20 protein-coding genes and 3 tRNA genes are annotated in these 25,138 nt (G+C 61.6%); 13 read left to right on the top strand and 10 right to left on the bottom strand.

The window, feature by feature from the left end; translation table 11 throughout:
- Positions 1 to 36 precede the first annotated feature (36 nt).
- From GCN75_RS13435 to hpnC, 6 genes are all read right to left on the bottom strand, one after another.
- Positions 37 to 843 carry a GIN domain-containing protein gene (locus GCN75_RS13435; RefSeq protein ID WP_152282965.1) on the bottom strand — a complete coding sequence of 269 codons (807 nt, stop codon included), beginning with the start codon at positions 841 to 843 and terminating at the stop codon, positions 37 to 39.
- 10 nt (positions 844 to 853) lie between these two features.
- Positions 854 to 1,645 carry a DUF1700 domain-containing protein gene (locus GCN75_RS13430; protein WP_226941367.1) on the bottom strand — a complete coding sequence of 264 codons (792 nt, stop codon included), beginning with the start codon at positions 1,643 to 1,645 and terminating at the stop codon, positions 854 to 856.
- Positions 1,646 to 1,673: 28 nt separating this feature from the next.
- Positions 1,674 to 1,829 (bottom strand): hypothetical protein, encoded by a 156-nt coding sequence (locus GCN75_RS29185; protein WP_193317501.1) that lies wholly within the window; start codon positions 1,827 to 1,829, stop codon positions 1,674 to 1,676.
- Between the two features lie 130 nt (positions 1,830 to 1,959).
- Positions 1,960 to 3,312 (bottom strand): hydroxysqualene dehydroxylase HpnE, encoded by a 1,353-nt coding sequence (gene hpnE, locus GCN75_RS13425; RefSeq protein WP_319633290.1) that lies wholly within the window; start codon positions 3,310 to 3,312, stop codon positions 1,960 to 1,962.
- Positions 3,313 to 3,319: 7 nt separating this feature from the next.
- Positions 3,320 to 4,153 (bottom strand): presqualene diphosphate synthase HpnD, encoded by an 834-nt coding sequence (gene hpnD / locus GCN75_RS13420; RefSeq protein ID WP_152257787.1) that lies wholly within the window; start codon positions 4,151 to 4,153, stop codon positions 3,320 to 3,322.
- Positions 4,154 to 4,199: 46 nt separating this feature from the next.
- Positions 4,200 to 5,081, bottom strand: coding sequence for a squalene synthase HpnC (gene hpnC, locus GCN75_RS13415; protein ID WP_152282962.1), 882 nt, complete (start codon positions 5,079 to 5,081; stop codon positions 4,200 to 4,202).
- Positions 5,082 to 5,371: 290 nt separating this feature from the next.
- Between hpnC and GCN75_RS13410 the strand changes: the two genes are divergently transcribed.
- From GCN75_RS13410 to GCN75_RS13400, 4 genes are all read left to right on the top strand, one after another.
- Complete coding sequence (locus tag GCN75_RS13410; RefSeq protein WP_152282961.1) at positions 5,372 to 6,535, top strand: efflux RND transporter periplasmic adaptor subunit; 1,164 nt, start codon at positions 5,372 to 5,374, stop codon at positions 6,533 to 6,535.
- Positions 6,532 to 9,621 (top strand): efflux RND transporter permease subunit, encoded by a 3,090-nt coding sequence (locus GCN75_RS13405; RefSeq protein ID WP_152282960.1) that lies wholly within the window; start codon positions 6,532 to 6,534, stop codon positions 9,619 to 9,621. Before GCN75_RS13410 ends, GCN75_RS13405 begins: the two co-directional genes overlap by 4 nt.
- A 34-nt stretch (positions 9,622 to 9,655) precedes the next feature.
- Positions 9,656 to 9,823, top strand: a complete 168-nt coding sequence (locus GCN75_RS29180; RefSeq protein WP_193317500.1) for an efflux RND transporter permease subunit — start codon at positions 9,656 to 9,658, stop codon at positions 9,821 to 9,823.
- 196 nt (positions 9,824 to 10,019) lie between these two features.
- Positions 10,020 to 10,102: transfer RNA gene (locus GCN75_RS13400), tRNA-Leu, on the top strand.
- Between the two features lie 62 nt (positions 10,103 to 10,164).
- Here the strand turns inward: GCN75_RS13400 and GCN75_RS13395 are convergent.
- Entirely contained in the window at positions 10,165 to 11,685 is a 1,521-nt protein-coding gene (locus GCN75_RS13395) for a hypothetical protein (protein ID WP_152282959.1), read from the bottom strand.
- A 50-nt stretch (positions 11,686 to 11,735) separates the two neighbouring features.
- On the bottom strand, positions 11,736 to 11,903 hold the full coding sequence (locus GCN75_RS29175; RefSeq protein WP_193317499.1) for a hypothetical protein: 168 nt from the start codon (positions 11,901 to 11,903) through the stop codon (positions 11,736 to 11,738).
- Positions 11,904 to 12,503: 600 nt separating this feature from the next.
- Between GCN75_RS29175 and tig the strand changes: the two genes are divergently transcribed.
- The 8 genes from tig to GCN75_RS13355 all read left to right on the top strand — a co-directional run bounded on the left by tig (position 12,504) and on the right by GCN75_RS13355 (position 21,843).
- A complete protein-coding gene (gene tig, locus GCN75_RS13390) occupies positions 12,504 to 13,844 on the top strand; it encodes a trigger factor (RefSeq protein ID WP_152283003.1) in 1,341 nt (446 codons plus the stop codon).
- Between the two features lie 85 nt (positions 13,845 to 13,929).
- The gene (gene clpP, locus GCN75_RS13385) at positions 13,930 to 14,547 is read left to right on the top strand and encodes an ATP-dependent Clp endopeptidase proteolytic subunit ClpP (protein ID WP_374106865.1); all 618 of its coding nucleotides are present in this window, start codon (positions 13,930 to 13,932) and stop codon (positions 14,545 to 14,547) included.
- A gap of 200 nt (positions 14,548 to 14,747) precedes the next feature.
- The gene (clpX, locus tag GCN75_RS13380) at positions 14,748 to 16,016 is read left to right on the top strand and encodes an ATP-dependent Clp protease ATP-binding subunit ClpX (RefSeq protein WP_076568804.1); all 1,269 of its coding nucleotides are present in this window, start codon (positions 14,748 to 14,750) and stop codon (positions 16,014 to 16,016) included.
- A gap of 273 nt (positions 16,017 to 16,289) precedes the next feature.
- Entirely contained in the window at positions 16,290 to 18,701 is a 2,412-nt protein-coding gene (gene lon, locus GCN75_RS13375) for an endopeptidase La (protein ID WP_152257742.1), read from the top strand.
- A 204-nt stretch (positions 18,702 to 18,905) separates the two neighbouring features.
- Positions 18,906 to 19,178 carry an HU family DNA-binding protein gene (locus GCN75_RS13370; RefSeq protein ID WP_010398442.1) on the top strand — a complete coding sequence of 91 codons (273 nt, stop codon included), beginning with the start codon at positions 18,906 to 18,908 and terminating at the stop codon, positions 19,176 to 19,178.
- A 126-nt stretch (positions 19,179 to 19,304) separates the two neighbouring features.
- Positions 19,305 to 19,381, top strand: a tRNA-Asp gene (locus GCN75_RS13365).
- 17 nt (positions 19,382 to 19,398) lie between these two features.
- Positions 19,399 to 19,475 (top strand) — tRNA-Asp (locus GCN75_RS13360).
- 442 nt (positions 19,476 to 19,917) lie between these two features.
- Positions 19,918 to 21,843 (top strand): SurA N-terminal domain-containing protein, encoded by a 1,926-nt coding sequence (locus GCN75_RS13355; RefSeq protein WP_193317498.1) that lies wholly within the window; start codon positions 19,918 to 19,920, stop codon positions 21,841 to 21,843.
- Between the two features lie 69 nt (positions 21,844 to 21,912).
- Here the strand turns inward: GCN75_RS13355 and GCN75_RS13350 are convergent, their stop codons facing one another.
- On the bottom strand, positions 21,913 to 22,488 hold the full coding sequence (locus tag GCN75_RS13350; RefSeq protein WP_319633289.1) for an arylesterase: 576 nt from the start codon (positions 22,486 to 22,488) through the stop codon (positions 21,913 to 21,915).
- A gap of 112 nt (positions 22,489 to 22,600) precedes the next feature.
- On the opposite strand from GCN75_RS13350, the gene GCN75_RS13345 reads away from it, so the two are divergent.
- Positions 22,601 to 23,353: an ABC transporter ATP-binding protein gene (locus tag GCN75_RS13345; protein ID WP_405002809.1), complete on the top strand. Its 753-nt coding sequence runs from the start codon at positions 22,601 to 22,603 to the stop codon at positions 23,351 to 23,353.
- Between the two features lie 118 nt (positions 23,354 to 23,471).
- On the opposite strand, the gene GCN75_RS13340 is transcribed toward GCN75_RS13345, so the two are convergent.
- The gene (locus GCN75_RS13340) at positions 23,472 to 25,016 is read right to left on the bottom strand and encodes an NAD(P)H-hydrate dehydratase (RefSeq protein ID WP_152282956.1); all 1,545 of its coding nucleotides are present in this window, start codon (positions 25,014 to 25,016) and stop codon (positions 23,472 to 23,474) included.
- Positions 25,017 to 25,138 lie beyond the last annotated feature (122 nt).

The raw sequence follows: 25,138 nt of genomic DNA, 5'->3' as shown, positions 1-25,138 counted from the left end.
TTGCGCCGCGCAGCAGATTGTGCGCGGCTGTCCTCGTCAATGCCAGATGATGTCGCCCGAGCCGCTTTTCTGCGCATCGCGCTGGCGCGGGTTGCCGTAGACGTGGATGTCGCCGCTGCCGCGCAGGGTCAGGTTGGTGGCGTCGCGCACGAAGACGGTGCTTTGTCCCGAGCCTTGCAGGCTGACGCTGCCCTTGTCGGCCGCCAGGTGCTCGGCATCGATATCGCCTGAGCCGCTCAGGTCGGCACGGAGGAATTTCGTGTTGCCGCTGGCGGCGATGCGTCCGGAGCCCACCATTTCCAGCACCACGCTGTCGCTGTTGCCGCCATTGATGTCGAGGTCGCCGCTGCCGTTGACGGTGGCTTGCACCTGCTTGTAGCGGCCCGTGAAGCTGACGTTGCCGGAGCCCATCAGTTCCAGGATGAAGCTGTCGCCGGAAAATCCCGTGATCTTGCTGTCGCCATTGCCGTGCACTTCCAGGCGCACGAGGGCGGGCAGCACCAGTTCCACCTGCAGCGGCTGGCGGTGGTGGAACAGCATGCCTTTCGGGCCGATATGCAGGGTCGTGCCATCCTGCGTGGTATCGACGTTCGACAGCAGGCGCTGCTCGCCGCTCACCTTCAGCGATGGCGTGGTGCCGCGGCGCAGCACCAGGTCGATGGGGCCAGCCAGGTCGATGCTGTTGATCGTGGGAGAAATCGGGCGCGTTTCGCTGCGCACGGCGCGGCCGGCAGCGCTGCTGGGATTGCTGATTCCCTTGGCGCGCAGCGCGGCGTAGGACATGGCGATCAGGACCAGTGCCAGCAGGAACATGGACAGGCCAACTTTGAGCAAGCGTTTCATGGCAGCCTTTCTAGTGACCTTTGAGCAGGGAAACATTCATGGCGATGTAGCGCTTGATACCGATCAAGGTATAGCGCGTTACCACCAGACTGAGCAGGAAGATGGCGATGCCGCCGAGCAGCATCCCCATGCCGAAGACGGTTTGCGTGGTGCGCGCATCGCGGTCCATGTCGGTGGAAATGCGGATGCCGCCGCCGGCCAGCGCTTCGGCCCGTTCCATCATGCGCGACGAGGCGCCCGGTGTCTCGGATTCGGTGCGCTCACGCTGTGCGGTGCCGGGTACGTGGTCCACTTCGATGCCCGTGTCGCCGATGGTGATGCGCGTCTCGCGCCGCTCGCCCCCTTCGCCGCCGTCATCGTCATGGATGAAGACGTGGCGCAGGGGGCCATCGAGCACCAGTTCGTTGGCGCCGGACAAGCCGCTGGCCGTGATGGCGATGCCGGCCAGGTAAAAGCTCAGGCCCACGGCATACAGGGTGGCCAGCAGGGCCGCATACACGGCGGCAGGCACGACCATGAACAGGTTGAAGATGGCCAGGCCCACGAGCGAGACGAGCAGACGCAGCAGGTTGACGGGCGTTTTCTTTTGTTCGAAAGCCTGGCGGTGGGTGCTGCTGCGCAAGGTGAGGGCGATTTTCTTCGGGTCGCCCAGGTCGTCGGCGATCTCGTGCTCGCTGCGGCCGGCCGCAGCGCCTTCGATGAAGGTCTGTTCGTAATAGTCGAGGGTCTTGGCCACCAGGTCCGGCGGCAAGCCGGCCAGCGCGCGCCGCAGAGAGTCGAGATAATCTTGCTTGTTCATCATATTCTTCCTGTTCGTCCGCTGCGCCGCCTCAGCCCACTGCCGGCAGCAACATGCTTGCCTGGCTCAGCAGCAATGGCGCATGCTGCGCTGGCTGTGCGTGCATGACGATCATGGTGGCCAGTGCCACGCCTGCCAGCAGCGCCACGGTTTTCAAGCTGTTCTTCAAGTGCAAAGTGGTGTGCATGGTATTCCCCGTGGCATGGCCGTTGTCGATGATCGGACTGTACCGAAGCGCAGGCAGGCGCACCAGCGCGGTGCGACAGAATGCAATTTCGCGGGGGCGAGCGACGCCAGGGCAGGATGCACCGTCAAGTCTACTTTGGTCCCTTGCCCGTGGCGACGGCCCTGGCTGCCGCCACGCCGCTGCGCACGGCCGCCTCGATGGTGGCCGGATAGTCAAGCGTGCGGTCATCATTGGCCGTGTAGTCGCCGGCCAGCAGCAGGCCCGGCATGCCGCTGGCGTTGCCGGGGCGGGGCAGGTCCGGCGTGCAGGCAAAGGTGGCGCGCTTTTCCGTGATCAGCTGGGTCCAGACGGGTTGCGCCAGGTCCGCACGCTGCAGCACCTGCGCCAGCTGCGCCGCGATGGCTTGCGCCAGCGGCCCGTGGCCTTGCTCGGCGGCCGGGCCGGACGCGCTGATGACGACGGCCAGCAAGCCCGCCTGGCTGGTGTCGAGCTGGCCCCGGTCGAAGACGAACTGGCCCCAGTGCTGGCGCACGGGTGCATCGACGAGGGCGTAGAACGGCAAGTCCAGGCGCACGGCGGCGTCGTATTGCAGGTAGCAGGTGCTGATGGCTTCCGGCGTGAACGCCTGCATGCGGTTCACCGCTTCGTCGAGGCGGGCGTCGTGCACGCCTTGCAGCAGGCTGGCCGCCTGCACGGACGAAGTGGCAACGATGACGCCGTCAAAGACATCGGCGTCGTCAAGCTGCCAGCGGCCGTCGGCCAGCGCCTGCAAGGCGGCGATTTTGGCGCCCGTGCGGACTTCGCCGCCATGCCGCTCCACATAGCGGGCGGCCGCGTCGGGTAGCAGAGCACTCAGGTCCGCCTTCGGGATCAGCATGTCCGAGGCGCGGCGGCGGCGCGCCCCAAGGCTGTCGCGCAGCACGTTGATGAAGACGCGCGCCGACGCCCGCTCGGGCGGAGTATTCAGGGCAGCCAGGCACAGCGGATGCCACATCAGCCGGTTCAGACGGTCCGTCTGGTCGAAGCGCTGCAGCAGTTCGCTGACCGTGCAATCGTTGTACAGTTGCCAGCCCATCCATCGCATGGCCGTGGAAAAGCGCATCAGGGCCAGCTTGTCGGCGCGCAATAAGCCTTGGGCGCGCAGCAGGGCCCATGCCAGGTGCATGGGCGCGGGCAGGCGGGGCGCGATGAAATCCATGCCATCGGGACCGGCCGGATAGCGCATCTGCAGGGGCAGCGTGAGGATCAGTTCGGCAGGGTCCTGTCCCGCCAGCTTGATCAGGCGCAAGGTTTCCGTGTACGCGCCCAGCAGGATGTGCTGGCCGTTGTCGAGCACCGTGTTTTCGCGCTCGACCCTGCGCGCGCGTCCGCCCAGGGTGCGCGCCGCCTCGAAGACGGTGACGGCATGGCCGGCGCGCGCCAGTTCCATGGCCGCCGCGCAGCCGGCCCAGCCGGCGCCGATGACGGCGTAGCGTTGCTTCACCTTACTCTCAGCCACGAACCCAGGTCTTCCAGGCCAGCCACAGTTTGCGGATCGGCGTGAGCGAGATGCGCTGTTTCAGCACGTGATAGCCGTCGCGCTCGACTTCATTGAGCAAGGTGCGGTAGATGGCAGCCATGATCAGGCCCGGACGCTGGGCGCGGCGGTCTTCCGCCGGCAGCAGGGCGAACGCTTCGTCATACGCCTGCTGCGCGCGCGCCGCCTGGAAGCGCATGAGGTTTTCAAAGTTTTCGCTGTGGCGCGCGTTCAGCAGGTCGGCCGCCGTTACGTTGAATTGCTGCAATTCGCTGATGGGCAGGTAAATGCGCCCCTTGCGCGCATCTTCGCCCACGTCGCGGATGATGTTGGTCAGCTGGAAGGCATGGCCCAGCTTTTCCGCGTACAGCAGGGTTTCCGGGCGCGTCGCACCGAAGATGCTGGCCGACAAGATGCCCACCACGCTGGCCACATGCCAGCAGTAGCGGCTCATGGCCTGGTAGTCGAGGTAGCGGGTCTGGTTCAAGTCCATTTCCATGCCGTCGATGATGGCCTGCAAATGCTTTTCTTCCAGTTTGTAGATGTCCAGGTGCGGCTGCAGCGCGCGCATCACGGGATGCGTGGGGTTGCCCTCGTACATGGCCTTGACTTCCTTGCGCCACCAGACCAGCTTGGTGCGTGCCACGGCTTCGTCCGTGCATTCGTCGACCGTATCGTCGACTTCGCGGCAAAACGCGTACAGGGCCGTGATGGCCTTGCGGCGCTCGGCCGGCAGGAACAGGAAGCTGTAGTAGAAGCTGGAGCCGCTCTGGGCGGCCTTTTGTTGGCAGTATTCGTCGGGAGACATAGTCAAAAGAGCAAGGGTTGCAGATCGAAGCCGCTATTCTATCGTTTTACAGAGTGGGCGACGGGGGAAAAGCCGTTTTTACTTGTGTCTCTTGATGCAGGCTTTTGCGCGACATGCGCAGGGCGCGCCAGAAAATGATCAGCCAGTCGCGTTTCTCCAGCTTGGGGCGGCGGCGGAACACGTCGTAATTGACGGCTTCGATGGCTTCCAGGATGCGCAAGCCCCCTTGCACCACGAGGCGCAGTTCCCAGCCGATGCGGCCCCGCAAACGCAGGGCCAGCGGCGCGCCGGACAGCATCAGCGCGCGTGTGCGCGCCACTTCAAAGCGCATCAGGGCGCTCCACTTGCCGTGCGCCTCGGGCCGCTCGAAGGCGGCGGCGGAAACGGCAAAGCGGCTCAAGTCTTCCATCGGCAGGTAGATGCGCTCTTTTTGCTGGTCGATGGCGACGTCTTGCAGGAAATTAATTAGTTGCAAAGCTGAGCATATCGCATCGGAATCGCGTACATTCTGTTCATCGGCCGCACCGTACAGGTGCAGCATCAGCAGCCCCACGGGGTTGGCGGAACGGGCGCAGTAATCGAGCACGTCCTCGTAGCTGGCGTAGCGCGTCGTCTCCACATCCTGCTTGAAGGCGGACAGCAAATCGTGGAACGGTTTCAGCGGCAACTGGTGCTTGGCGATGACGGCGGCCAGGCGTTCGAACATGGCGGCGTGCTCGCCTTCATGGCCTTCGTGGCGGTCGATGCGGCCCAGCGCCTCTTCATAGGCGTGCAGGGCAGCGAGGCGTTGGGCCGGCGTGGCGTCGCCTTCGTCGGCCAGGTCGTCGGCGCTGCGGGCAAAGGCATAGATGGCTTCGACGGCGGGCACCAGGCGGCGCGGCAGTAAAAATGATGCAACAGGAAAATTTTCGTAATGGTCTACAGGCATGAACACACTTCTCTAGTCTTGCAGTTTTGTCCGGCACCCGGAAACGCGCGAGTATAGCCGGACGTTGTACGTCACAAGATTAATGACGCAAAAGTCACTAAAAACTTTTACGCACGATTATAATTAATAACCAGAAAGTCATTAGGCGGGATCGCTTCCCGCCATGACTGAACTGATATTGTCACAAATTTAAGGATATCGCGTGCGAAAAAGTTTGGCTTGGCCCAAGGAACAAGCAAAAAGTTTCTCCGCATAAAAATATTACAGCCCGCATAGTAAAGGAAAATACCTTGTTTGCCCTGAAAACCCTGCGCCGCGAGACCGGCGCACCCGCACTGCCTGCCCTGCGGCTGATTGCCGCCGCCGCCCTGGCGATGACCGTGGCCGCCTGTTCCAAGCCCGCCGTCAAGGTGGAAGACGTGCGCCCCGTGCGCGCGATTGTGTTGTCCAGTAGCAATGTCGATGTCAGTGCCGAGCTGGCGGGCGAGGTCGTGCCCCGCGTCGTGTCGCAGCTGGGTTTCCGCGTGGGCGGCAAGATCGTGGCACGCAAGGTCGATGTGGGAGCCAGCGTGAAGAAGGGGCAAGTGCTGATGCAGCTCGATCCTGCCGACCTGCAGCTGTCGCAGGCCCAGGCCAAGGCATCGCTGGTCAGTGCGGAAACGAGCCGCGACCTGGCGCGTGCCGAATTGAAGCGCTACCAGGATTTGCGCGAGAAAAATTTCGTCAGCCAGGCCGTGCTCGATGGCAAGGATGCCAGCTACAAGGCGGCGCAGGCAAACGTGGAAGCGGCGCAGGCCCTGCACCGGGGCCAGGCGAACCAGTCCGGCTATGCCAGCTTGCTGGCCGACGTCGATGGCGTCGTCACGCGCATCGAGGCGGAAGTGGGGCAGGTGGTGGCGCCCGGCACGCCCGTGGTGCAAGTGGCCAGGAGCGGCGAAAAGGAAGTCGTGATCGGCATTCCCGAAGACAAGGTGGAAACCTTGCGCGGCGTCAAGGATGTGGTGGTGCGCCTGTGGGCCGACCCGAAACAGGCGCTCCCGGGCAAGATCCGCGAAGTGTCGCCCGTGGCCGATGCCGCCACGCGCACCTATCTGGCCAAGGTCAGCATCCCGGACGCGCCGCAAGCGCGCCTGGGCATGACGGCCGTGGTGCAGTTCGCCTCGCAGACGGCCACGCCGCAGATCAAGGTGCCGCTGACGGCCCTGTTCAACGAAAAATCGCAAAGCTCCGTATGGGTGGTGGAAAACGGCGCCGTCAAGCTCGTCCCCGTAACGGTGGGCGGCGTGGCGGGCAATGAGTTGCTGCTGACCTCGGGAGTGAAGCCGGGGCAGACGGTGGTCACGGCCGGCGTCAACCTGCTCAAGCCAGGCCAGAAAGTGTCCATCCTCGGCGCCGAACTGGCCAGCAAGCCGGATGCCGCCGCTGCCGCCATCAGCGTGGGTGCGGCCAAATGAAGGGCGGCTTCAATCTGTCGCGCTGGGCCCTCGAACACATCCCGCTGACGCGCTACCTGATGGCCGTGCTGCTGATTGGCGGCATGCTCAGCTATGCCAGCCTGGGCCAGGATGAAGATCCTCCGTTTACCTTCCGCGCCATGGTCCTGCAGGCATACTGGCCCGGCGCCACGGCCCTGCAGATGGCCGAGCAGGTGACGGACAAGCTGGAAAAGAAGCTGCAGGAAACGCCGTATATCAATGAAATCACCAGCTATTCGAAGCCGGGCGAAACATTGATTTTGCTGGAACTGCGCGAATCGGCGCCGCCCAAGGAAACGGCGGCTGCCTGGTACCAGGTGCGCAAGAAGATCGGCGACATCAAGGGCACCTTGCCGGCCGGCGTGGTGGGCCCGTTCTTCAATGACGAGTTCGGCGACACCTATGGCTCCATCTTTGCCCTGTCCGGCGACGGTTTTACCTACGCGGAAATGAAGGATTACGCGGACAAGGTGCGCCAGGAGCTGCTGGCCGTGGGGCAGGTATCGAAGGTGGAACTGTTCGGCGTGCAAGATGAAAAGATCAATATCATCTTTTCCCACAAGAAATTCGCCCAGCTGGGTATTCCGTTCGACGCCATCGTGCAGCAATTGTCCGAGCAAAACAGCATCAACGCCACGGGCGTGCTGGTGACGCCGACGGACAACCTGCAAGTGCGCGTGACGGGCGCCATGGTTACCGTCAAGGACCTGGAAAACCTGGAACTGCGTGCCAACGGCACCACGTTCCGCCTCGGCGACTTTGCCACCGTGAAACGCGAATTCGTCGATCCACCCAAGGACAAGATGCGCTTCAACGGCAAGGAAGTGATCGGCCTGGGCGTGTCGATGGAAAAGGGCGGCAACATCATCGACATGGGCAAGGCCCTGCAAACGACGGTGACCCGCATGAAGAGCGAATTGCCGGTGGGCATAGAGCTGCAGCGCGTGTCGAACCAGCCGGAAGCCGTGTCCGCTTCCGTGGGCGAATTCGTGCATACCCTGATCGAAGCGATCCTGATCGTGCTGGCCGTCAGCTTTGTCGCGCTGGGCTTGCACACGAAGCCGCTGCGCATCGACGTGCGGCCGGGCCTGGTGGTGGCGCTGACGATTCCCCTGGTGCTGGCCGTCACCTTCCTGTTCATGCGCCTGCTTGACATCGACTTGCACAAGATTTCGCTGGGCGCCCTGATCATCGCGCTTGGCTTGCTGGTCGATGACGCCATCATTGCCGTCGAGATGATGGTGCGCAAGATGGAAGAGGGCATGTCCCGCTTCGACGCGGCCACGTTCGCCTACACGTCGACGGCCATGCCCATGCTGACGGGCACCCTGATCACGGTGGCGGGCTTCTTGCCCATCGGCCTGGCCAAGTCGGCCGCCGGCGAATACACGTTCTCCTTGTTTTCCGTCAATGCGCTGGCCCTGATCATTTCCTGGGTGGTGGCCGTCGTCTTCACGCCGTATATCGGCTATGTCTTGCTGAAGGTCAAGCCGCACGCGCACAACGACCATGAACTGTTCGATACGCCGAACTTCCGCCGCTTCCGCCGTGCCGTCACCTGGTGCGTGGAATGGCGCAAGACGACGATCGCCGCCACCCTGGCCATCTTTGCGCTGGGCATCTATGGTTTCAACTTTATCGAAAAGCAATTCTTCCCCGATTCCAGCCGTCCGGAACTGATGGTGGAGCTGTGGTCGCCCGAAGGCACGACCTTTGCCGCGAATGAAAAGCAGGTCAAGAAATTCGAAGCCTTTGTCGGCAAGCTCGACGGCGTGGAAAGCATCACCAGCTACGTGGGCACGGGCAGCCCCCGTTTCTATCTGCCGCTGGACCAGATCTTCCCGCAGACCAACGTGTCGCAAGTGGTGGTGTTGCCGAAGAGCCTGGCCGACCGCGAACGCTTGCGCCAGCAAATCGTCGACGTCTTCAAGAAGGATTTCCCGGAAGTGCGGGGCCGCGTCAAGCTGTTGCCGAACGGACCGCCCGTGCCGTATCCCGTGCAATTCCGCGTCACGGGGCCGGAAGTGGCTGGCGTGCGGGCCATTGCCGACCAGGTCAAGGACATCATGCGCGCCAACCCGAACACCCTGGGCGTCAATGACAACTGGAATGAGTCGGTGAAGGTGCTGCGCCTGGACCTGGACCAGGACAAGATGCGCGCGCTGGGCGTCACGTCGAAAACGGTGATGCAGGCGGCCAATACCATCCTCACGGGCACCGTCATCGGCCAGTTCCGCGAAGATAACAAGCTGATCGATATCCAGGTGCGTCAGCCGCTGGAGGAGCGGGCGACGATCTCCGTGCTCAATGACACGAATATTCCGACGGCAACGGGCAAGTCCGTGCCCATCTCGCAGCTGGCCCGCGTGCATTTCGTGTGGGAACCGGGTGTGGTCTGGCGCGACCGTCGCGAATGGGCCATTACCGTGCAGTCGGACGTGGTCGACGGCATCCAGGGCGCGACGGTGTCGACGCAGCTGGCACCGCAGCTCGACGCTTTGCGGGCCAAGTTGCCGGACGGCTATCGCATCACCGTGAAAGGCGTAGCGGCCGACAGCGGCGATGCGGAAGCGTCGATTGCGGCCAACTTGCCGCTGGCCATCTTCATCATCTTCACCCTGCTGATGCTGCAGCTGCACAGTTTCTCGCGTTCCCTGCTGGTGTTCCTGACGGGGCCGCTGGGCGTGGCGGGCGCCGCGTTTGCCTTGCTGCTGCTGCACCGTCCGCTTGGATTCGTGGCCAACCTGGGCGTCATCGCGCTGTTCGGCATGATCATCCGCAACTCGGTGATCCTCGTCGACCAGATCGAGCAAGACATCAAGGATGGTTCTGCTCCGTGGGACGCCATCATCGACTCGGCCGTGCGCCGCTGCCGGCCCATCGTGCTGACGGCCGCGGCCGCCGCGCTGGCCATGATCCCCCTGTCGCGCTCCGTGTTCTGGGGACCGATGGCCGTGGCCATCATGGGCGGCCTGATCCTGGCGACGGCCTTGACCCTGCTGTTCCTGCCGGCCCTGTATGCGGCGTGGTTCCGGGTCAAGAAGCCGGTGGCGCTGGACAAGTGAGGGGAGTAAGGGAGGGAAACCGTCCGCGCTGGCCATGATTCCCCTGTCGTGCTCCGTGTTCCGGGGCGGATCACGCAGGGCCGTGGCCATCATGGGCGGCCTGATCCTGGCGACGGTCTTGACCCAGCTGTTCCTGCCGGCCCTGTATGCGGCGTGGTTCCGGGTCAAGAAGCCGGTGGAGGTTGCCAAGGGCGAAGCTTAAGTAATCGCTTCAGGCCACTGACATAAAAAAGGCGGCATTCCTCTGGGAAATCCAGTAGAATGCCGCCTTTGCTTTAGCGCGGGCTTACTCCGGGCTTGCTCGGTAAGTCCACGGTAGCCAGATCGCTCCCGAGTTGTTAAAATCGGGAGAGTGCAGGCGAGAGTCTGCGGCAAGCAGCGCAAAGTAGTACAAGTATGCGGATGTGGTGGAATTGGTAGACACGCTGGTCTTAGAAGCCAGTGCTTCGGCTTGGGAGTTCGAGTCTCCCCATCCGCACCACTTCGGGTTGTTCCAGCCCGGAGGTGCAGCGCCATCAAGATATTCTCCAAGGTAGTTATTCTTCAAGCCAGTGCGCCGAGTGCGGCCAGTTGCCGGCTCGACTGTTGCACCATCTGCGCAATCAGCGCCTGTGCCTGCGGGTAAGCCGCTCTCTCCATCAGTATTGCATCGTGCGTCAGCGGCCACAGCGCCTGCAGGATGCGTTGCCGTGCCTGCGGCCAGTGCAGCTCCTGCGCCAGGCTCGCTGGCGGCAATTCCCTGTCCAGCATGTGCAACGCTTCCCGCGTCATCGCCAGCTCGTGTGCCGCCTGCCATGCCAGTGCATCGCCATCTGGCGGCGGCTGCCGCATGAGGAAAGCGGCGAGCTGGCGGCTCTGGCGCTGGTACAGGTCCAGCAGCAAATGAAGCGTGGCGCCGGCTGGCCGCCGTTGCGTATCGAGCACGTCGAGCGCGTCCAGCAGCCACTGCGTCATGTGCCGCCCGGCCATTCCCAGTTCCGGCCAGATCGTGCTGTGCAATTGCTCGCCCAGGTAGCGGGCGCGGTCGATGGCGCGGCGGCTGCCGCGCATGTGCTGGCCGATGGGGCCGTATTGGGGCGTCAGTACCGCTTCCTGCCGCTCGGCCTGCAGGCACAGCAAGGCCAGGTGGACATAGGCATGAAAGCCGGCCAGCACGCGGTGGGCATGCCAATCGTGATTGCCGTCGTCATCGGGCGCATTCCACAGCGCGCAGATCTTGATGCCATCGTCGCACGCATAGTCAGGCGCCAGCAGGCTGTGGCCGTAGCGCAAGTCGTGCAGTTTCTGGTGCAGGGCCTCGTGCAGCAAGTGCTCGGCCAGCCACCAGGGATTGCCGATCAGTTCCCGGTTCAGGAAAACGCTGCCATGGCCGCGCAATGGCAAGCTGGACGCTTTGCCCCGCCGTGTTCCCAGCTCGGGAAGCAGGGCGACCAATTGCACATGAGAAAGCGTGCTGGCCGTCAGACGGGGCAGCAGGGTTTCCAGCAGGCGCAGCCCGCGGCGCAGCAGGGTCCGTTCATGGGGCGTAGGCGTGGCCAGCGCCGCGCCGTGGTTGTCGTGCATGATGGTGAGAAATGCGCGCGCATATGGCGTGTCTTCTTGCCAGGCATGCCATATATATATGTCTGCTCCCGTGTCTTCTTCGCCCATGGCGCGTGTGTCGTGCAGGCGCGCCATGGGCGGCAGATGGGCCGCCAGCGGGCCGCCGGGCAAGCCCGCGCGCAGGTGCTCGGCGGCAACCTGGAACAGCGCCGCGCATTGCGGCAGAGGTAAACCATACCCGTCAGGGAGCTGCAGCCGGCGCATGGCGTGCTGGACGGCGCAGCGCAGCACCGTGTCGCCCAGCAGCTGGCGCTGGCGCGCGGGCGGCGCCCCATCGAGCAGCGTGGCCAGCCGTCCGGCTTCGGGCAGGGCGCTGCCCAGCGTGTGCAGGCATCGCCGGCAGGCCACGGCCAGCTGCTCGCGGATATGGTTGCTGTCGCCAAAGGTGGGGTGGCTGACCAGCGCCGTTTCCACGGCGCGCAGCACTGCCGCGTCCAGCGGCGGGGCGCAGTATGCCGGCATAGCTTGCGCGGCTTGCATAAGCTGCACTGCTTGCATGGGCGCTTGCCGGATCAGGCGGGGGCAGGGTGGCTGTCGCCCCTCATGCGCCACGCCATTTCACCGGCTTGCGTCTGGATTTCTTGCCGATCGCCATCGATGATGTCGTCGGGCAAGCGGCTGAGGGCCATTTTCAGCCTGGCTGTGGCGTTGCTGGAACTGCCGGGTGCGCTATCGCCCATGATGTTTTTTCCATTAAATGCAGTTGGAGGGCGAAGAAATGGCTTAGGTTTGCCTGAAAAATGGCTAAATTGAGATAAATCAAAGGTTTTTTGCCCGAAATCTTCGCTGAGAGCGCATTTCTTTGTTTCGGACGGAGCGCCAGTTCGCATATACTAATGAACGAAGCAGGCTGGAAAGCCTGTCTCTGGCGAAATAAAGAATGCCGGGGCAAGAGTAAAGACAGGGCCAACCAGGCTGTGGCGATTCATTCGCCGCCGCTGGCATCCTCTGTGGCCGGGCTGCAAAGCCAGCCACTTTCCCGAAGTCCTTTGTTATAATGCCACGCTTTACCGAATGATGGCCGGCCCTGCATTTACTTAGACGCATGGCTGGACGCTCGGAGCCCTGTCGCAGTACTGGAAGCGGCGGATTGTTTGGTGCCTGGTGCGGGTTTTTCCTCAGCCGGGTAGACCAGGTCCATCGTCCTGTTTTCCAGTACTTTTACAGATGAATATGCGAGCGAGTGAAGCTGGACCCATGTCTTGTCGCCAGTGATGGCGCAAGGGGTCGGGTCTTCTTTTCTCGCACCAACAGTGTTTATTTTTTGGACGATTTTTTACATGGCAACTGCAGTCGAAACCTTGGGCAAACTCGAACGTCGTATCACGATCTCCTTCCCGCTGACGGACGTCCGCACGGAAGTTGAGAAGCGCCTGAAAGTGCAAGCCCGTACGGCTAAGGCACCGGGCTTCCGTCCGGGCAAAGTGCCGTTGAAAATGGTCGCAGCACAATACGGCTACCAAATTGAATCGGAAGTGCTGAACGACAAAGTCGGCCGCGCTTTCAACGACGCCGCCAACGAAAACAACCTGCGCGTCGCCGGTTTCCCGAACATCGTGCCGAAAGAAGAAGCAGCCGAAGGCCAGCTGGCTTTCGACGCAACGTTCGAAGTGTATCCGGAAGTCGCCATCGGCGACCTGACGGCCGTTGAAATCGAAACCGTGCAAGCCGACGTGTCGGAAGCCGAAATCGACAAAACCATCGATATCCTGCGCAAGCAGCGCGTGCACTTCCACACCAAGGGCGAAGCTGGCGAACACGGCGACGGCGGTGAGCCGATCGCTGCCAACGGCGACCGCGTGACCGTCGACTTCGTCGGCTCGATCGACGGCGTTGAATTCCCAGGCGGCAAAGCTGAAGGCTACGCTTTCGTGCTGGGCGAAGGCCGCATGCTGCCAGAATTCGAAGCAGCGACCCTGGGCCTGAAAGTGGGCGAGTCGAAGACTTTCCCATTGTCGTTCCCTGAGGACTACCATGGCAAGGACGTGGCCGGCAAAACCGCTTCGTTCACCATCACCCTGCAAAAGCTGGAATGGGCGCACCTGCCGGAAGTCGATGCTGAATTCGCCAAGTCGCTGGGCGTTGCCGATGGCGACCTGGCCAAAATGCGCGAAGACATCAAAGTCAACCTGCAACGCGAAGTCGCTGGCCGCGTGAAAGCACGCAACAAGGAAGCCGTCATGGACGCGCTGATCAAAGTTGCAGAGCTGGAAGTGCCAAAAACGCTGATCGCTCAGGATTCCGAGCGTCTGGCCGAAATGACCCGCCAGGACATGGCGCAGCGCGGCATGAACGTCAAGGACGTGCCTTTCCCAGCAGAACTGTTCGCGGAAAAAGCCGAGCGTCGCGTACGCCTGGGCCTGATCCTGTCGCAACTGGTCGGCGACAACAACCTGCAGGCTACGCCTGAGCAAGTCAAGGCGCAGATCGAAGATTTCGCCCAAAGCTACGAAGACCCACGCGAAGTGCTGAAGTACTACTACAGCGACCGTCGTCGTCTGGGTGAGATCGAAGCCCTTGTATTGGAAGAAAACGTCGTCACCTACGTGTTGGGCCTGTCGAAAGTTACGTCGAAAGCAGTTGCCTTCGACGAATTGATGGGAAGCAACGCACAAGCGTAAACCAGTTGGTATTGGGATGCCGCCTCTTGCCGCAAGGTCGATGCGGTATCCCCTAACTGCTTCACAAGGAAATGAAATGACAGGTATGAACCGTAATCCAGCGCTGGACACAGAGATGCTCGGCCTGGTGCCGATGGTGGTGGAACAAAGCGGTCGCGGCGAGCGCTCGTATGATATTTACTCGCGCCTGCTGAAGGAACGCTTGATTTTCATGGTCGGCCCGGTCAATGACCAGATGGCCAACCTGGTTGTCGCCCAGCTGCTGTTCCTGGAAAGCGAAAATCCGGAAAAGGAAATCTCGCTGTACATCAACTCGCCAGGTGGTTCGGTCTCGGCCGGCATGGCCATCTACGACACCATGCAGTTCATCAAGCCGGACGTCTCGACCCTGTGCACGGGCATGGCTGCTTCGATGGGCGCTTTCCTGCTGGCCGCTGGCGCCAAGGGCAAGCGTTTCTCGCTGCCGAACTCGCGCATCATGATTCACCAGCCGTCCGGTGGTTCGCAAGGCATGGCGTCCGACATCGAGATCCAGGCGAAGGAAATCCTTTACCTGCGCACCCGCTTGAACGGCATCATGGCCGAGCGCACGGGCCAGTCGATCGAACAGATCGCCAAGGACACCGACCGCGACCGTTTCATGTCCGCCGACGAGGCCGTTGAGTATGGTTTGATCGACAAAGTGTTGACCAGCCGCGCTTGATGAGCCCCTACCGGTATTGCTAAGTACGTAAGTAAACGCCCGGGCGATCAAACGTTCGGGCGTTTCGCTTTTATTTCGGGTAGCATGGAGCTTGTGCACGTTGTTGACTTGCCCCATGGGTAGCTGCCTTTGCGGGCAACTTCCGCACTCCGGCTTGCGATTTTGCAATATTGTTAATGCAGTTCCAACCAAAATGCCTTATGTCAGACAAAAAATCCTCTAGCGGCGAAAAATTACTGTATTGCTCGTTCTGCGGCAAAAGCCAGCACGAGGTGAAGAAACTCATCGCCGGCCCGTCCGTGTTCATTTGCGACGAGTGCATCGACCTGTGCAACGACATCATCCGTGATGAAACGTCGAGCATCGAGACGGTGACCGGTACCAAATCCGACCTGCCGACGCCGCAAGAAATTGCCGCCTTGCTCGATCAGTACGTGATCGGCCAGCAGACTGCCAAGCGCATCCTGTCGGTGGCGGTGTACAACCATTACAAGCGCCTCAAGCACCTGGGCAAGAAAGACGACATCGAACTGGCCAAGAGCAACATCTTGCTGGTCGGTCCTACCGGTTCGGGCAAGACCCTGCTGGCACAGACCCTGGCGCGCATGCTCAACGTGCCGTTCGTGATCGCCGACGCCACCACCCTGACCGAAGCCGGTTACGTGGGTGAAGACGTGGAAAACATCATCCAGAAGCTGCTGCAAAGCTGCAACTACGACGTCGAGAAAGCCCAGCGCGGCATCGTCTATATCGATGAAATCGACAAGATTTCACGCAAGTCCGACAATCCGTCCATCACGCGCGACGTGTCGGGCGAGGGCGTGCAGCAAGCCTTGCTGAAACTCATCGAAGGCACGATGGCTTCCGTGCCGCCACAAGGCGGCCGCAAGCATCCTAACCAGGATTTCGTGCAGATCGACACGACCAACATCATGTTCATCTGCGGCGGCGCCTTTGACGGCTTGTCGAAAGTGATCGCCAACCGTTCCGAAAAGAGCGGTATCGGCTTCTCGGCCACGGTGCGCAGCAAGTCGCAAAGCTCGGCCAGCGAACTGATGCTGCAAGCGGAACCGGAAGACCTGGTCAAGTTCGGCCTGATCCCGGAACTGGTGGGCCGTCTGCCCGTCATCGCCACCCTGGCGGAATTGACGGAAGAGGCGCTGATCCAGATTCTCGTCGAGCCGAAGAATGCGCTGATCAAGCAGTATTCGAAGCTGCTCGAGATGGAAGGCGCGGAACTGGAGATTCGTCCGGCCGCCCTGCATGCGATCGCCCGCAAGGCGCTGGCGCGCAAGACCGGTGCCCGTGGCCTGCGTTCCATCCTGGAACATGCTTTGCTGGACGTCATGTACGAACTGCCGAGCGAACAAAATGTGGTGAAAGTCGTCATCGACGAAAATACCATCACCAGTGGTGCCAAACCTTTGTTGATTTATCAAGAGACTGCCAAAGCCTCCGGAGAAAATTGAAAACTGCCGAGACAAATGCATAAAAAGGGTTTTGATTCCTTAAAGCATGGCAGTACAATTTAAATCAATGAGTGCAGGCTTCAATCGTAAAGCCACTCGCGGCGCTTAGCTGCGCGTGGCTTTTTTACTGTTAAAACTGCATTTGTTACAGTCATGCGGGTGTGTTTTGCGAAATAGACTTCATGTTTGTTTCACAGAATTATTTATTCTCGCCGGTCTTGTGTTTTGGCAGCGAGCGCCAACATCGTAAACACGCTTTCTATAAGGTACGCCATGACAACTTCCAAATTAACTGAGCAAACTCAACTGCCGTTATTGCCGTTGCGGGATGTCGTCGTTTTCCCGCATATGGTGATACCGCTGTTCGTTGGCCGTCCAAAGTCGATCAAGGCGCTGGAAGCTGCGATGGAGCAGGGCAAGAGCATCATGCTTGCCGCTCAAAAAGCAGCCGCGAAGGACGAACCATCGCCTTCGGATATCTATGAAATTGGCTGCGTCGCCAATATTCTGCAAATGCTGAAGTTGCCCGATGGCACCGTCAAGGTGCTGGTCGAAGGCGCGCAGCGTGCCCGCATCAACCACATCAGCGATGCGCCGACGCACTTCATCGCCGACCTGACGCCGCTCGAGTCCGAGCCGGGCGACGAGTCGGAAGTCGAAGCCATGCGCCGCGCGATCGTGCAGCAGTTCGACCAGTACGTCAAACTGAACAAAAAGATCCCACCGGAAATCCTGGCATCGTTGTCCGGCATCGACGATGCCGGCCGCCTGGCCGACACGGTGGCTGCGCATCTGCCGCTCAAACTGGAGCAAAAACAAGTCATCCTGGAAATTTTCAGCGTGGCCAAGCGCCTCGAGCACCTGCTGGGCCAGCTCGAAGGCGAGCTCGATATCCTGCAGGTGGAAAAGCGCATCCGCGGCCGCGTCAAGCGCCAGATGGAAAAATCGCAGCGCGAGTACTACCTGAACGAGCAGGTCAAGGCGATCCAGAAGGAACTGGGCGAGGGCGAAGATGGTGCCGACCTCGACGAGCTGGAGAAAAAGGTCGCTTCCGCCAAGATGCCGAAGGAAGCGCTCGACAAGGCTACCAACGAGCTGAAGAAACTCAAGCTGATGTCGCCGATGTCGGCCGAAGCCACCGTCGTGCGCAACTACATCGACACCCTCGTCAATTTGCCTTGGAAAAAGAAATCCAAGGTCAATAACGACCTGTCGAATGCGGAAAAAGTGCTCGAGGGCGACCACTACGGCCTCGACAAGGTCAAGGAACGCATCCTGGAGTACCTCGCGGTGCAACAGCGCGTCGACAAGCTGAAAGCGCCTATCCTGTGCTTCGTCGGTCCTCCGGGCGTGGGCAAGACCTCGCTGGGCCAGTCCATCGCCCGCGCCACGAACCGCAAGTTCGTGCGCATGGCCCTGGGCGGCGTGCGCGACGAAGCCGAAATCCGCGGCCACCGCCGTACCTACATCGGCTCGATGCCGGGCAAGATCCTGCAATCGCTGTCGAAGGTCGGCGTGCGCAATCCCTTGTTCCTGCTCGACGAAGTCGACAAGATGGGCGCCGATTTCCGTGGCGATCCGTCGTCGGCCCTGCTGGAAGTGCTCGATCCGGAACAGAACCACACGTTCTCCGACCATTACATCGAAGTCGATTTCGACTTGTCCGACGTGATGTTCGTGGCCACGTCGAACTCGTACAACATTCCGCCAGCCTTGCTTGACCGCATGGAAGTGATCCGCCTGTCCGGTTACACGGAAGACGAAAAGACCAGCATCGCGCAGCGCTACCTGCTGCCGAAGCAGATCAAGAACAATGGCTTGAAGGAAGAGGAAATTTCCGTGGCCGAGTCGGCCCTGCGCGACATCATCCGCTATTACACGCGGGAAGCCGGTGTGCGTTCGCTCGAGCGTGAAGTGTCGAAGATCTGCCGCAAGGTGGTCAAGATGCTGCTGCTGAAGAAATCCGACAAGAAAGTCATCGTCAACTCGAAGAACCTGGACAAATTCCTTGGCGTGCGCCGCTACGATTTCGGTGTCGCAGAGAAAGAAAACCAGGTGGGCCAGGTGGTCGGTCTGGCATGGACGGAAGTGGGCGGCGATCTGCTGACCATCGAAGCCGTGTCGATGCCGGGCAAGGGCGGCGTCATCCGCACGGGTACCCTGGGCGACGTCATGAAAGAGTCGATCGAGGCCGCCCGCACGGTGGTGCGCAGCCGGGCACAGCGCCTGGGCATCAAGGCGGACGTGTTCGAGAAGAGCGACATCCACATCCACGTGCCGGAAGGCGCGACACCGAAGGACGGTCCTTCGGCTGGCGCAGCCATGACGGTGGCCATGGTTTCGGTCTTCACGGGTATCCCCGTGCGCGCCGACGTGGCGATGACGGGCGAGATCACCTTGCGCGGCGAAGTGTTGCCGATTGGCGGCCTGAAAGAAAAGCTGCTGGCGGCCCATCGCGGCGGCATCAAGACGGTCTTGATTCCAGAGCAAAATGTGAAAGACCTGGCCGAAATTCCGGACAACGTCAAGAACAAACTGGAGATCGTACCCGTGCGCTGGATCGACAAAGTGCTGGAAATCGCCCTCGAACGCATGCCTGAACCGTTGGCGGAAGTCGCTGCAGTGGAGGCTGTCACGGCCGCCGCAGCGAAGCCCGACGCGGCCGGCGAGGTAGTAAAACACTAACGTTTTACCCCTGTTTTCCCCAAACAAGCGCTTTTAGAGCGCTTGTTTTATATTGAAACGTGAATTGCGCCCCCAAAGCGCTTGACACATATACAGTGTGGCTTGTTTAATACGCCTGCACATTTTTTTCGCCGGACAGCTGTGGTGCCAAAAGTGCCGCAACGATACGGTAAACGTTTTATACCTTTGTAATTGGGGATGCTAGTGAACAAGACTGAATTGATCGACCACATTGCTGAAAAAGCTGACATTTCCAAAGCCGCCGCTGCGCGCGCACTCGACGCTGTTATCGGCGGCGTGACGGAAACTTTGAAAAACAACGACAGCGTGACGCTGGTTGGTTTTGGCACTTTCTCGGTCAGCGAACGCGCTGAGCGTACCGGCCGCAATCCGCGTACCAAAGAAGCGATCACGATCGAAGCTGCAAAAGTTCCAAAATTTAAAGCTGGTAAAGCTTTGAAGGATGCTGTAAACTAACGGACTTCGGTGAGGTGACAATCACCGGAAACATTTGGCGGCGCCTCCGGGTGCCGCGATTTCAGGATCGAAGTTCCTCGAATGACGATCCTGGATGCAAAATGCAAGTAGTACTGTGTATTTTTCGGAGTGGTAGTTCAGTTGGTTAGAATGCCGGCCTGTCACGTCGGAGGTCGCGGGTTCGAGTCCCGTCCGCTCCGCCAAAAAAATACGCTCTCAAGGAGTGGTAGTTCAGTTGGTTAGAATACCGGCCTGTCACGTCGGGGGTCGCGGGTTCGAGTCCCGTCCGCTCCGCCAGAATATGGAAACCCGCGCTGCTGAATAAGTGGCGCGGGTTTTTCTTTTATGCGCCCGATTATCTTTGCGCCCCTTCATTTGCAAATTCCCGCCTGCCGTTTTTAAATGAGCGGCGCCGGTATTTAAATCCCCTTTAAGCTTTGCCGTGTTTAATGCCCAGGCTGGCGCCTGGTCCGCGAAGCACCGCGCCAGCCGTTTTGCGGCGCAGCATGCGGTGCCGGGGCAGGGCGCGCGCCCTGATTTACTCTTGCTATAGCGCTATGGGCATTGTAGAATCAGGAGATAATGGCTTGGGCGTCAGAATCCTGCTTTAGTTCCAGCGCCAAGTTGTTGAATCTAAAGGGGAAGTGGACATCTGTCCCGTCCATTCCGCCGAAGAAATCAAGGCGAACGCATGTTCGCCTTTTTTTATAGTGATCCACTCATCCCGAATTGGCTGACCATGTTTGAATTTATTCGTACCCATCGACGCTTGATGCAGTTTCTCTTGATGCTGGTCATCGTCCCGTCTTTTGCACTGGTCGGTATCAGCGGCTACCAAAGCTTCGGCGACGGCGCGAACACCATCGCCAAGGTCGGCGACCAGGTGGTCACGCAGCAGCAATATGAAGAAGCGCAACGCCAGCAGATCGACCGCTACCGCCAGATGATGGGCGAGCAGTTCGACCAGAAAATGTTCGACACGCCGGAAGCGCGCCAGAGCATCCTCGACAACCTGATCGCCGAGCGCGCCGTGTCCGCCGAAGTGGGCCGTAGCCACCTGGTCATCAGCGATGCCGTGCTGCAAAAGGAAGTGCTGGAGATTCCCGGCTTGACCTTGCCGGACGGTAAATTCGACCTGGAACGCTACAAGGCCATGCTGGCAGCCCAGGGCATGACGCCGCAGATGTACGATGCGCGCCGCCGCAGCGACCTGGCCCTGCAGCAACTGGCTGGCGCCGTGCAAGGCACCGCCTTCGCGCCGAACACCGTATCGAAGCGCCTGTCCGACATCACCTCGGAAGAGCGTGAAGTGCAGGAACTGCTGTTGCCGATCGCCCAGTACGTGCCGGAAGTCAAAGTGACGGACGCCATGATCAAGGCTTTCTATGACAAGAACAGCAAGTTCTTTGAAATCCCGGAACAAGCGAAGATCGAATACGTCGTGCTCGACGACAGCGCTGCCGGCGAGCAAGTCGACGTCACCGACGCCGACGTGACCGGCTACTACGCGAAGAACCAGAAAGCCTATACGACGGAAGAAGCGCGCCAGGCCAGCCACATTCTGGTAGCCGTCAAGAAAGACGCATCGGCCGCCGACAAGGCAGCTGCCAAGGCCAAGGCCGAAGCCATCCTGGCTGACGTACGCAAGGCGCCTGCCAGCTTTGCCGCCGTGGCCAAGGCCAAGTCGGAAGACCCGGCATCCGCCGAACAGGGCGGCGACCTGGGCGTGATCGGCAAAGATGGCTTGCCAGCACCGCTGCTGAGCGCTGTAAGCAAGCTCAAGCAAGGCGAAATCAGCGATGTCGTCGCTTCCGATTTCGGCTACCACATCCTGACCGTCACCTCGCTCAAACCACAGCACGTGCGTGCGCTGGACGAAGTCCGCGGCGAAATCACGGCCGACCTGCGCAAGCAATTTGCAGCCAAGAAATACTCGGAAATGGCGGAAACGTTCACCAACACCGTGTACGAGCAATCGGACAGCCTGAAGCCCGTGGCCGACAAGCTGAAGTTGAAAGTGGAAACCGTTGCTAACCTGTCGCGCACGCCGTCGCCAGCACTGGGCAAGGCACCGTTCAACAATGCCAAGTTCCTCAGCGCCATCTTCTCGAACGATTCGCTGAAAGACAAGCGCAACACGGAAGCCGTGACCGTGGCGCCTAACGTGCTGATCGCCGGCCGCGTGGTGGAATTCAAGCCTGCCTCGAAGCGTCCGCTGGCTGAAGTCGAAGCGATGATCCGTCAGCGCGTGACCCTGGAAGAAGCGGAAAAGCTGGCCAGGAAAGCGGGCGAGACCAAGCTGGCAGCGTTGAAAGCGTCGGGCGATGCCACCGGTTTCGGCGCAGCGCAATGGGTGTCGCGTAGCAAGCTGGACGGCATCAACCGCGCTGCCATCGCGCAAGTCATGAAAGCGGACACGAGCAAGCTGCCAGCCTATGTGGGCGTGGACTTGCCAGCCCTGGGCTATGGCATCTACCGCATCGGCAAGGTGCAGCAGCCGGAGCAAGTCGATGCGGCGCGCCGCCAGCAAGAGAAAGACCAGATCGGCGGCATCCTGGCACAACAGGAAATGTTCGATTACGTCGAGTACCTGAAAGCCAAGGCCAAGGTGAAGATCGTCAAACCGGTCACCGCCCCAGCCGCCGCAGCGCCGGAAGCGCCGTAAGATTTAGTTTCCACGCATAAAAATAGCCGCTCTCGAGCGGCTATTTTTTTTGTCTGCAGAATGCGTGGACTACTTGGCTTTCAGCAATGGCGCCAGTTGCGGCCAGATGTTTTTCAGGATGGTGGGATGCGCCTGCGCATTCGGGTGCATGCGGTCGGCCTGGAACAGCTGCGGCTGGTCGGCGATGCCTTCGAACATGAAGGGTACGAGCGGGGCCTTCCATTCCCTGGCCAGCTTGCCGTACACGCCATAAAACTGCTCACCGTAGGCGCGGCCATAGTTGGGCGGCATGCGCATGCCCACCAGCACCACTTGTGCGCCCGTCTTTTTCACGGCGTCGCCCATGGCGCGCAGGTTCGCTTCGGCCACCGCCACGGGCAAGCCGCGCAAGCCGTCATTGGCGCCCAGTTCGATCAGCACGACATCGGGCTGGTGCTTGGCCAGCAGCGCGGGCAGGCGCGCGCGGCCGCCGCTGGTGGTCTCGCCGCTGATGCTGGCGTTGACGATGCGCGTGTCGTTCTTCTGCGCCTGCAGCCGCTGTTCCAGCAGCGCCACCCAGCCCGTGCCCCGCGCCAGCCCATACTCGGCCGACAGGCTATCGCCGAGCACCAGCAGCGTTTTTGGTGCAGAATAGGCGCTCGTCATGCCTGACACCAGGAGCAGGGCTGCCGCAGGAAGCAAGGACAGGGTGCGCCGCCGCATGCGGCTGCTGCCTTTGACACTTATTTGTTCACGAAATTTTTTAAGATAGATCAGCATGCCCGAATTCCCTAAAGCGACTTCCACCAGTTTTCTCCCGTCCGAAGCAGCGGCCCAGCGGCCTGCCGCACCGAACAGCCAAAATGCCCAGCCGGCCATCGAAGTGGTCCAGCTGGCCAAGCGCGTACCCGATGCCGATGGTGAGCTGACCATCCTGCATCAAGTCGATTTTACCGTGCAAACGGCCGAGACGCTGGCCATCGTCGGCGCTTCCGGTTCCGGCAAGTCCACTTTGCTGGGCTTGCTGGCGGGACTGGACACGCCCAGCGGGGGCAAGGTCATCCTTGACGGCACCGATATCTTCGCCCTGGACGAAGATGGCCGCGCCGGTTTTCGCAAGGAAAAGCTCGGTTTCGTGTTCCAGTCGTTTCAGCTGCTGGCCCATTTGACGGCGCTGGAAAACGTCATGCTGCCGCTGGAATTGCGCGGCGACCCGGATGCGAAAGAAAAGGCGCAAGCCATGCTGGGCAGGGTCAACCTGGGCAGCCGCCTCAAGCATTATCCAAAGTACCTGTCCGGCGGCGAGCAGCAGCGCGTGGCCCTGGCGCGCGCCTTCGTCACGGAGCCGCCGCTGCTGTTCGCCGACGAACCGACGGGCAGCCTGGACGCGGCCACGGGCGAAGCCGTGATCCAGCTGATGTTCGAGCTGAACCGCGAACGGGGTTCGACCCTGGTGCTTGTCACGCACGACAGTTCGATCGCGGCCCGCTGCGGGCGCACGATTACGATTGCGGCGGGCAGGCTGGTGTGATTGCTGCTGGTGATTGTCGGATGACGCGCCGCAGCGCTCATCCGACCTACTTGCCTGCCATCATCGCGGCCGTAGCTTGGATTAGCGCAGCGTAATCCCATACCCCCACGCCATACGCTTATGCCGACAAGGCATTGATCAGCTTGCGTATGGCCGGGATCAGTTCCCCGGCCGTCAGCCCGATGGGGCCGCTGCCCGAGGCCACCAGCGCGTCGGCCGCCGCGCCGTGCAGCCACACGGCGCCGAGCGCCGCTTCCCATTCGGGCCAGCCTTGCGCCAGCAGGCTGCCGCACAGGCCCGCCAGGACGTCGCCCGTGCCGGCCGTGGCTAGCGCGGGGCCGCCCGTGTTGTTGATGACGACCTGGCCATCGGGCGCGGCAATCACCGTGCCCGAACCTTTTAATACCACGATGACGCCCAGCTGCGTGGCCAGCTGGCGCGCCGCGCCCAGGCGGTCCGCTTGCACTTCGGCCACCGTCATGTCGAGCAGGCGCGCCGCTTCCAGCGGATGCGGCGTCAAGATCGTCGCGCCCGCGCCTGAGCGCACGGCCAGCGCCGATTGCAGTTCCGGTTCGGCCGCCATCAGGTTCAGGGCGTCCGCGTCCAGCAGCAGGGGGCTGTCGCTCTCGAACGCCCGCAGCAGCAGTTCCACCGTATCGGCCTTGTCGCCGAGGCCGGGACCGGCCACCAGCGCGGCAAAGTGCAGGCCCGAGAAATCCACGTCCCGGGCGTGCCGGCACATCAGTTCCGGCTGGCCGCTGTCGAAGGCGGGCGGTGCGTCGGGAAACGCGATATACACTCGTCCCGCGCCCGCATGCAGGGCCGTGCGGGACGCCAGGATGGGCGCGCCCGCCATGCCTTGCGCGCCGCCGATGATGGCCACGCTGCCGTAGCTGCCCTTGTGCGTATTCTGGCGCCGCGGCTGCAGCTGGCGGGCGAACAGGTGCAGGCCGCCCAGCTGCGCCCTGGCCGGCGGCAGCAGGGCGGGATCGATGGCCAGGCTTGCTACTTCCACCTCGCCCGCATAATCGCGTCCATTTGCCGTGTGCAGCCCAGGCTTGTCGCCGATGAAGGTGAGCGTATGCGTGGCGCGGATGGCGACGCCGTCGATGGCGCCCGTGTCCGTGTGCAGGCCGCTGGGCACGTCGAGCGCCAGCACGGGGCAATCGAGATTGTTGACCAGCTGCGCCATGTCGCGGCATTCGCCGTCCAGGGGACGCGACGCGCCAATGCCGAACAGGCCATCGATGACGAGGTGCCACTGCGCCGCGCCCACTGCCGCCGACGCCATGGACGTTGCCGCTTCCATGCAGCGCGCGGCGCTGTTGCGCGCGCGGCTCAAGGCCTGTTCGCGTTCGGGCGACGTGGCTTGCGCCTCGGGCGTCAGCCATACCAGCACCTCGGTGCCGCTGCCGGCCAGGTGCGCTGCCACTTCCAGCGCGTCGCCGCCATTGTCGCCGGGGCCGGCCAGTACCAGCACGCGCCGGTGGCCCGTCTCGCCGGCACTATCCAGTGAGTGCAGCAGCTTCAGGGCGGCACTGGCGGCAGCCTGGCCTGCGCGCTGCATCAGCAGCCCTTGCGGCAGGTCGCGCATGGCCGCTTGTTCGATGGCGCGCAGTTCGGCGATGGAATATAACGGTGTTGCAGAGTCGATCAGGGTCATGGAGCGTGTTCCGTTAGTCAGCATGCCTTCAACATAAGGCCGAAGCGGGTGAAAGGCAAGGCGCGCACGCCTGAAACGCGCCCCTGTTTGGCGGCTACAATAGCCATCTCACTTAAGACTGG

The sequence above is a fragment of the Janthinobacterium violaceinigrum genome (assembly GCF_009208555.1).
Lineage (GTDB): Bacteria > Pseudomonadota > Gammaproteobacteria > Burkholderiales > Burkholderiaceae_D > Janthinobacterium > Janthinobacterium violaceinigrum.
Note: the sequence above shows the minus strand (reverse complement) of the source record. Positions and strands in the feature narration are given on the sequence as shown.

What these genes read in the sequence shown, in the direction of transcription:
- GCN75_RS29185 (WP_193317501.1), bottom strand. Translation starts at nt 1,829, where the DNA reads ATGCACACCACTTTGCACTTGAAGAACAGCTTGAAAACCGTGGCGCTG.
- clpX (WP_076568804.1), top strand. Translation starts at nt 14,748, where the DNA reads ATGTCAGACAAAAAATCCTCTAGCGGCGAAAAATTACTGTATTGCTCG.
- GCN75_RS13350 (WP_319633289.1), bottom strand. Translation starts at nt 22,488, where the DNA reads ATGACGAGCGCCTATTCTGCACCAAAAACGCTGCTGGTGCTCGGCGAT.
- GCN75_RS13430 (WP_226941367.1), bottom strand. Translation starts at nt 1,645, where the DNA reads ATGATGAACAAGCAAGATTATCTCGACTCTCTGCGGCGCGCGCTGGCC.
- lon (WP_152257742.1), top strand. Translation starts at nt 16,290, where the DNA reads ATGACAACTTCCAAATTAACTGAGCAAACTCAACTGCCGTTATTGCCG.
- clpP (WP_374106865.1), top strand. Translation starts at nt 13,930, where the DNA reads ATGAACCGTAATCCAGCGCTGGACACAGAGATGCTCGGCCTGGTGCCG.
- GCN75_RS13405 (WP_152282960.1), top strand. Translation starts at nt 6,532, where the DNA reads ATGAAGGGCGGCTTCAATCTGTCGCGCTGGGCCCTCGAACACATCCCG.
- GCN75_RS29180 (WP_193317500.1), top strand. Translation starts at nt 9,656, where the DNA reads ATGATTCCCCTGTCGTGCTCCGTGTTCCGGGGCGGATCACGCAGGGCC.
- hpnC (WP_152282962.1), bottom strand. Translation starts at nt 5,081, where the DNA reads ATGCCTGTAGACCATTACGAAAATTTTCCTGTTGCATCATTTTTACTG.
- hpnD (WP_152257787.1), bottom strand. Translation starts at nt 4,153, where the DNA reads ATGTCTCCCGACGAATACTGCCAACAAAAGGCCGCCCAGAGCGGCTCC.
- GCN75_RS29175 (WP_193317499.1), bottom strand. Translation starts at nt 11,903, where the DNA reads ATGGGCGATAGCGCACCCGGCAGTTCCAGCAACGCCACAGCCAGGCTG.
- tig (WP_152283003.1), top strand. Translation starts at nt 12,504, where the DNA reads ATGGCAACTGCAGTCGAAACCTTGGGCAAACTCGAACGTCGTATCACG.
- GCN75_RS13345 (WP_405002809.1), top strand. Translation starts at nt 22,601, where the DNA reads ATGCCCGAATTCCCTAAAGCGACTTCCACCAGTTTTCTCCCGTCCGAA.
- GCN75_RS13435 (WP_152282965.1), bottom strand. Translation starts at nt 843, where the DNA reads ATGAAACGCTTGCTCAAAGTTGGCCTGTCCATGTTCCTGCTGGCACTG.
- GCN75_RS13340 (WP_152282956.1), bottom strand. Translation starts at nt 25,016, where the DNA reads ATGACCCTGATCGACTCTGCAACACCGTTATATTCCATCGCCGAACTG.
- GCN75_RS13395 (WP_152282959.1), bottom strand. Translation starts at nt 11,685, where the DNA reads ATGCCGGCATACTGCGCCCCGCCGCTGGACGCGGCAGTGCTGCGCGCC.
- GCN75_RS13355 (WP_193317498.1), top strand. Translation starts at nt 19,918, where the DNA reads ATGTTTGAATTTATTCGTACCCATCGACGCTTGATGCAGTTTCTCTTG.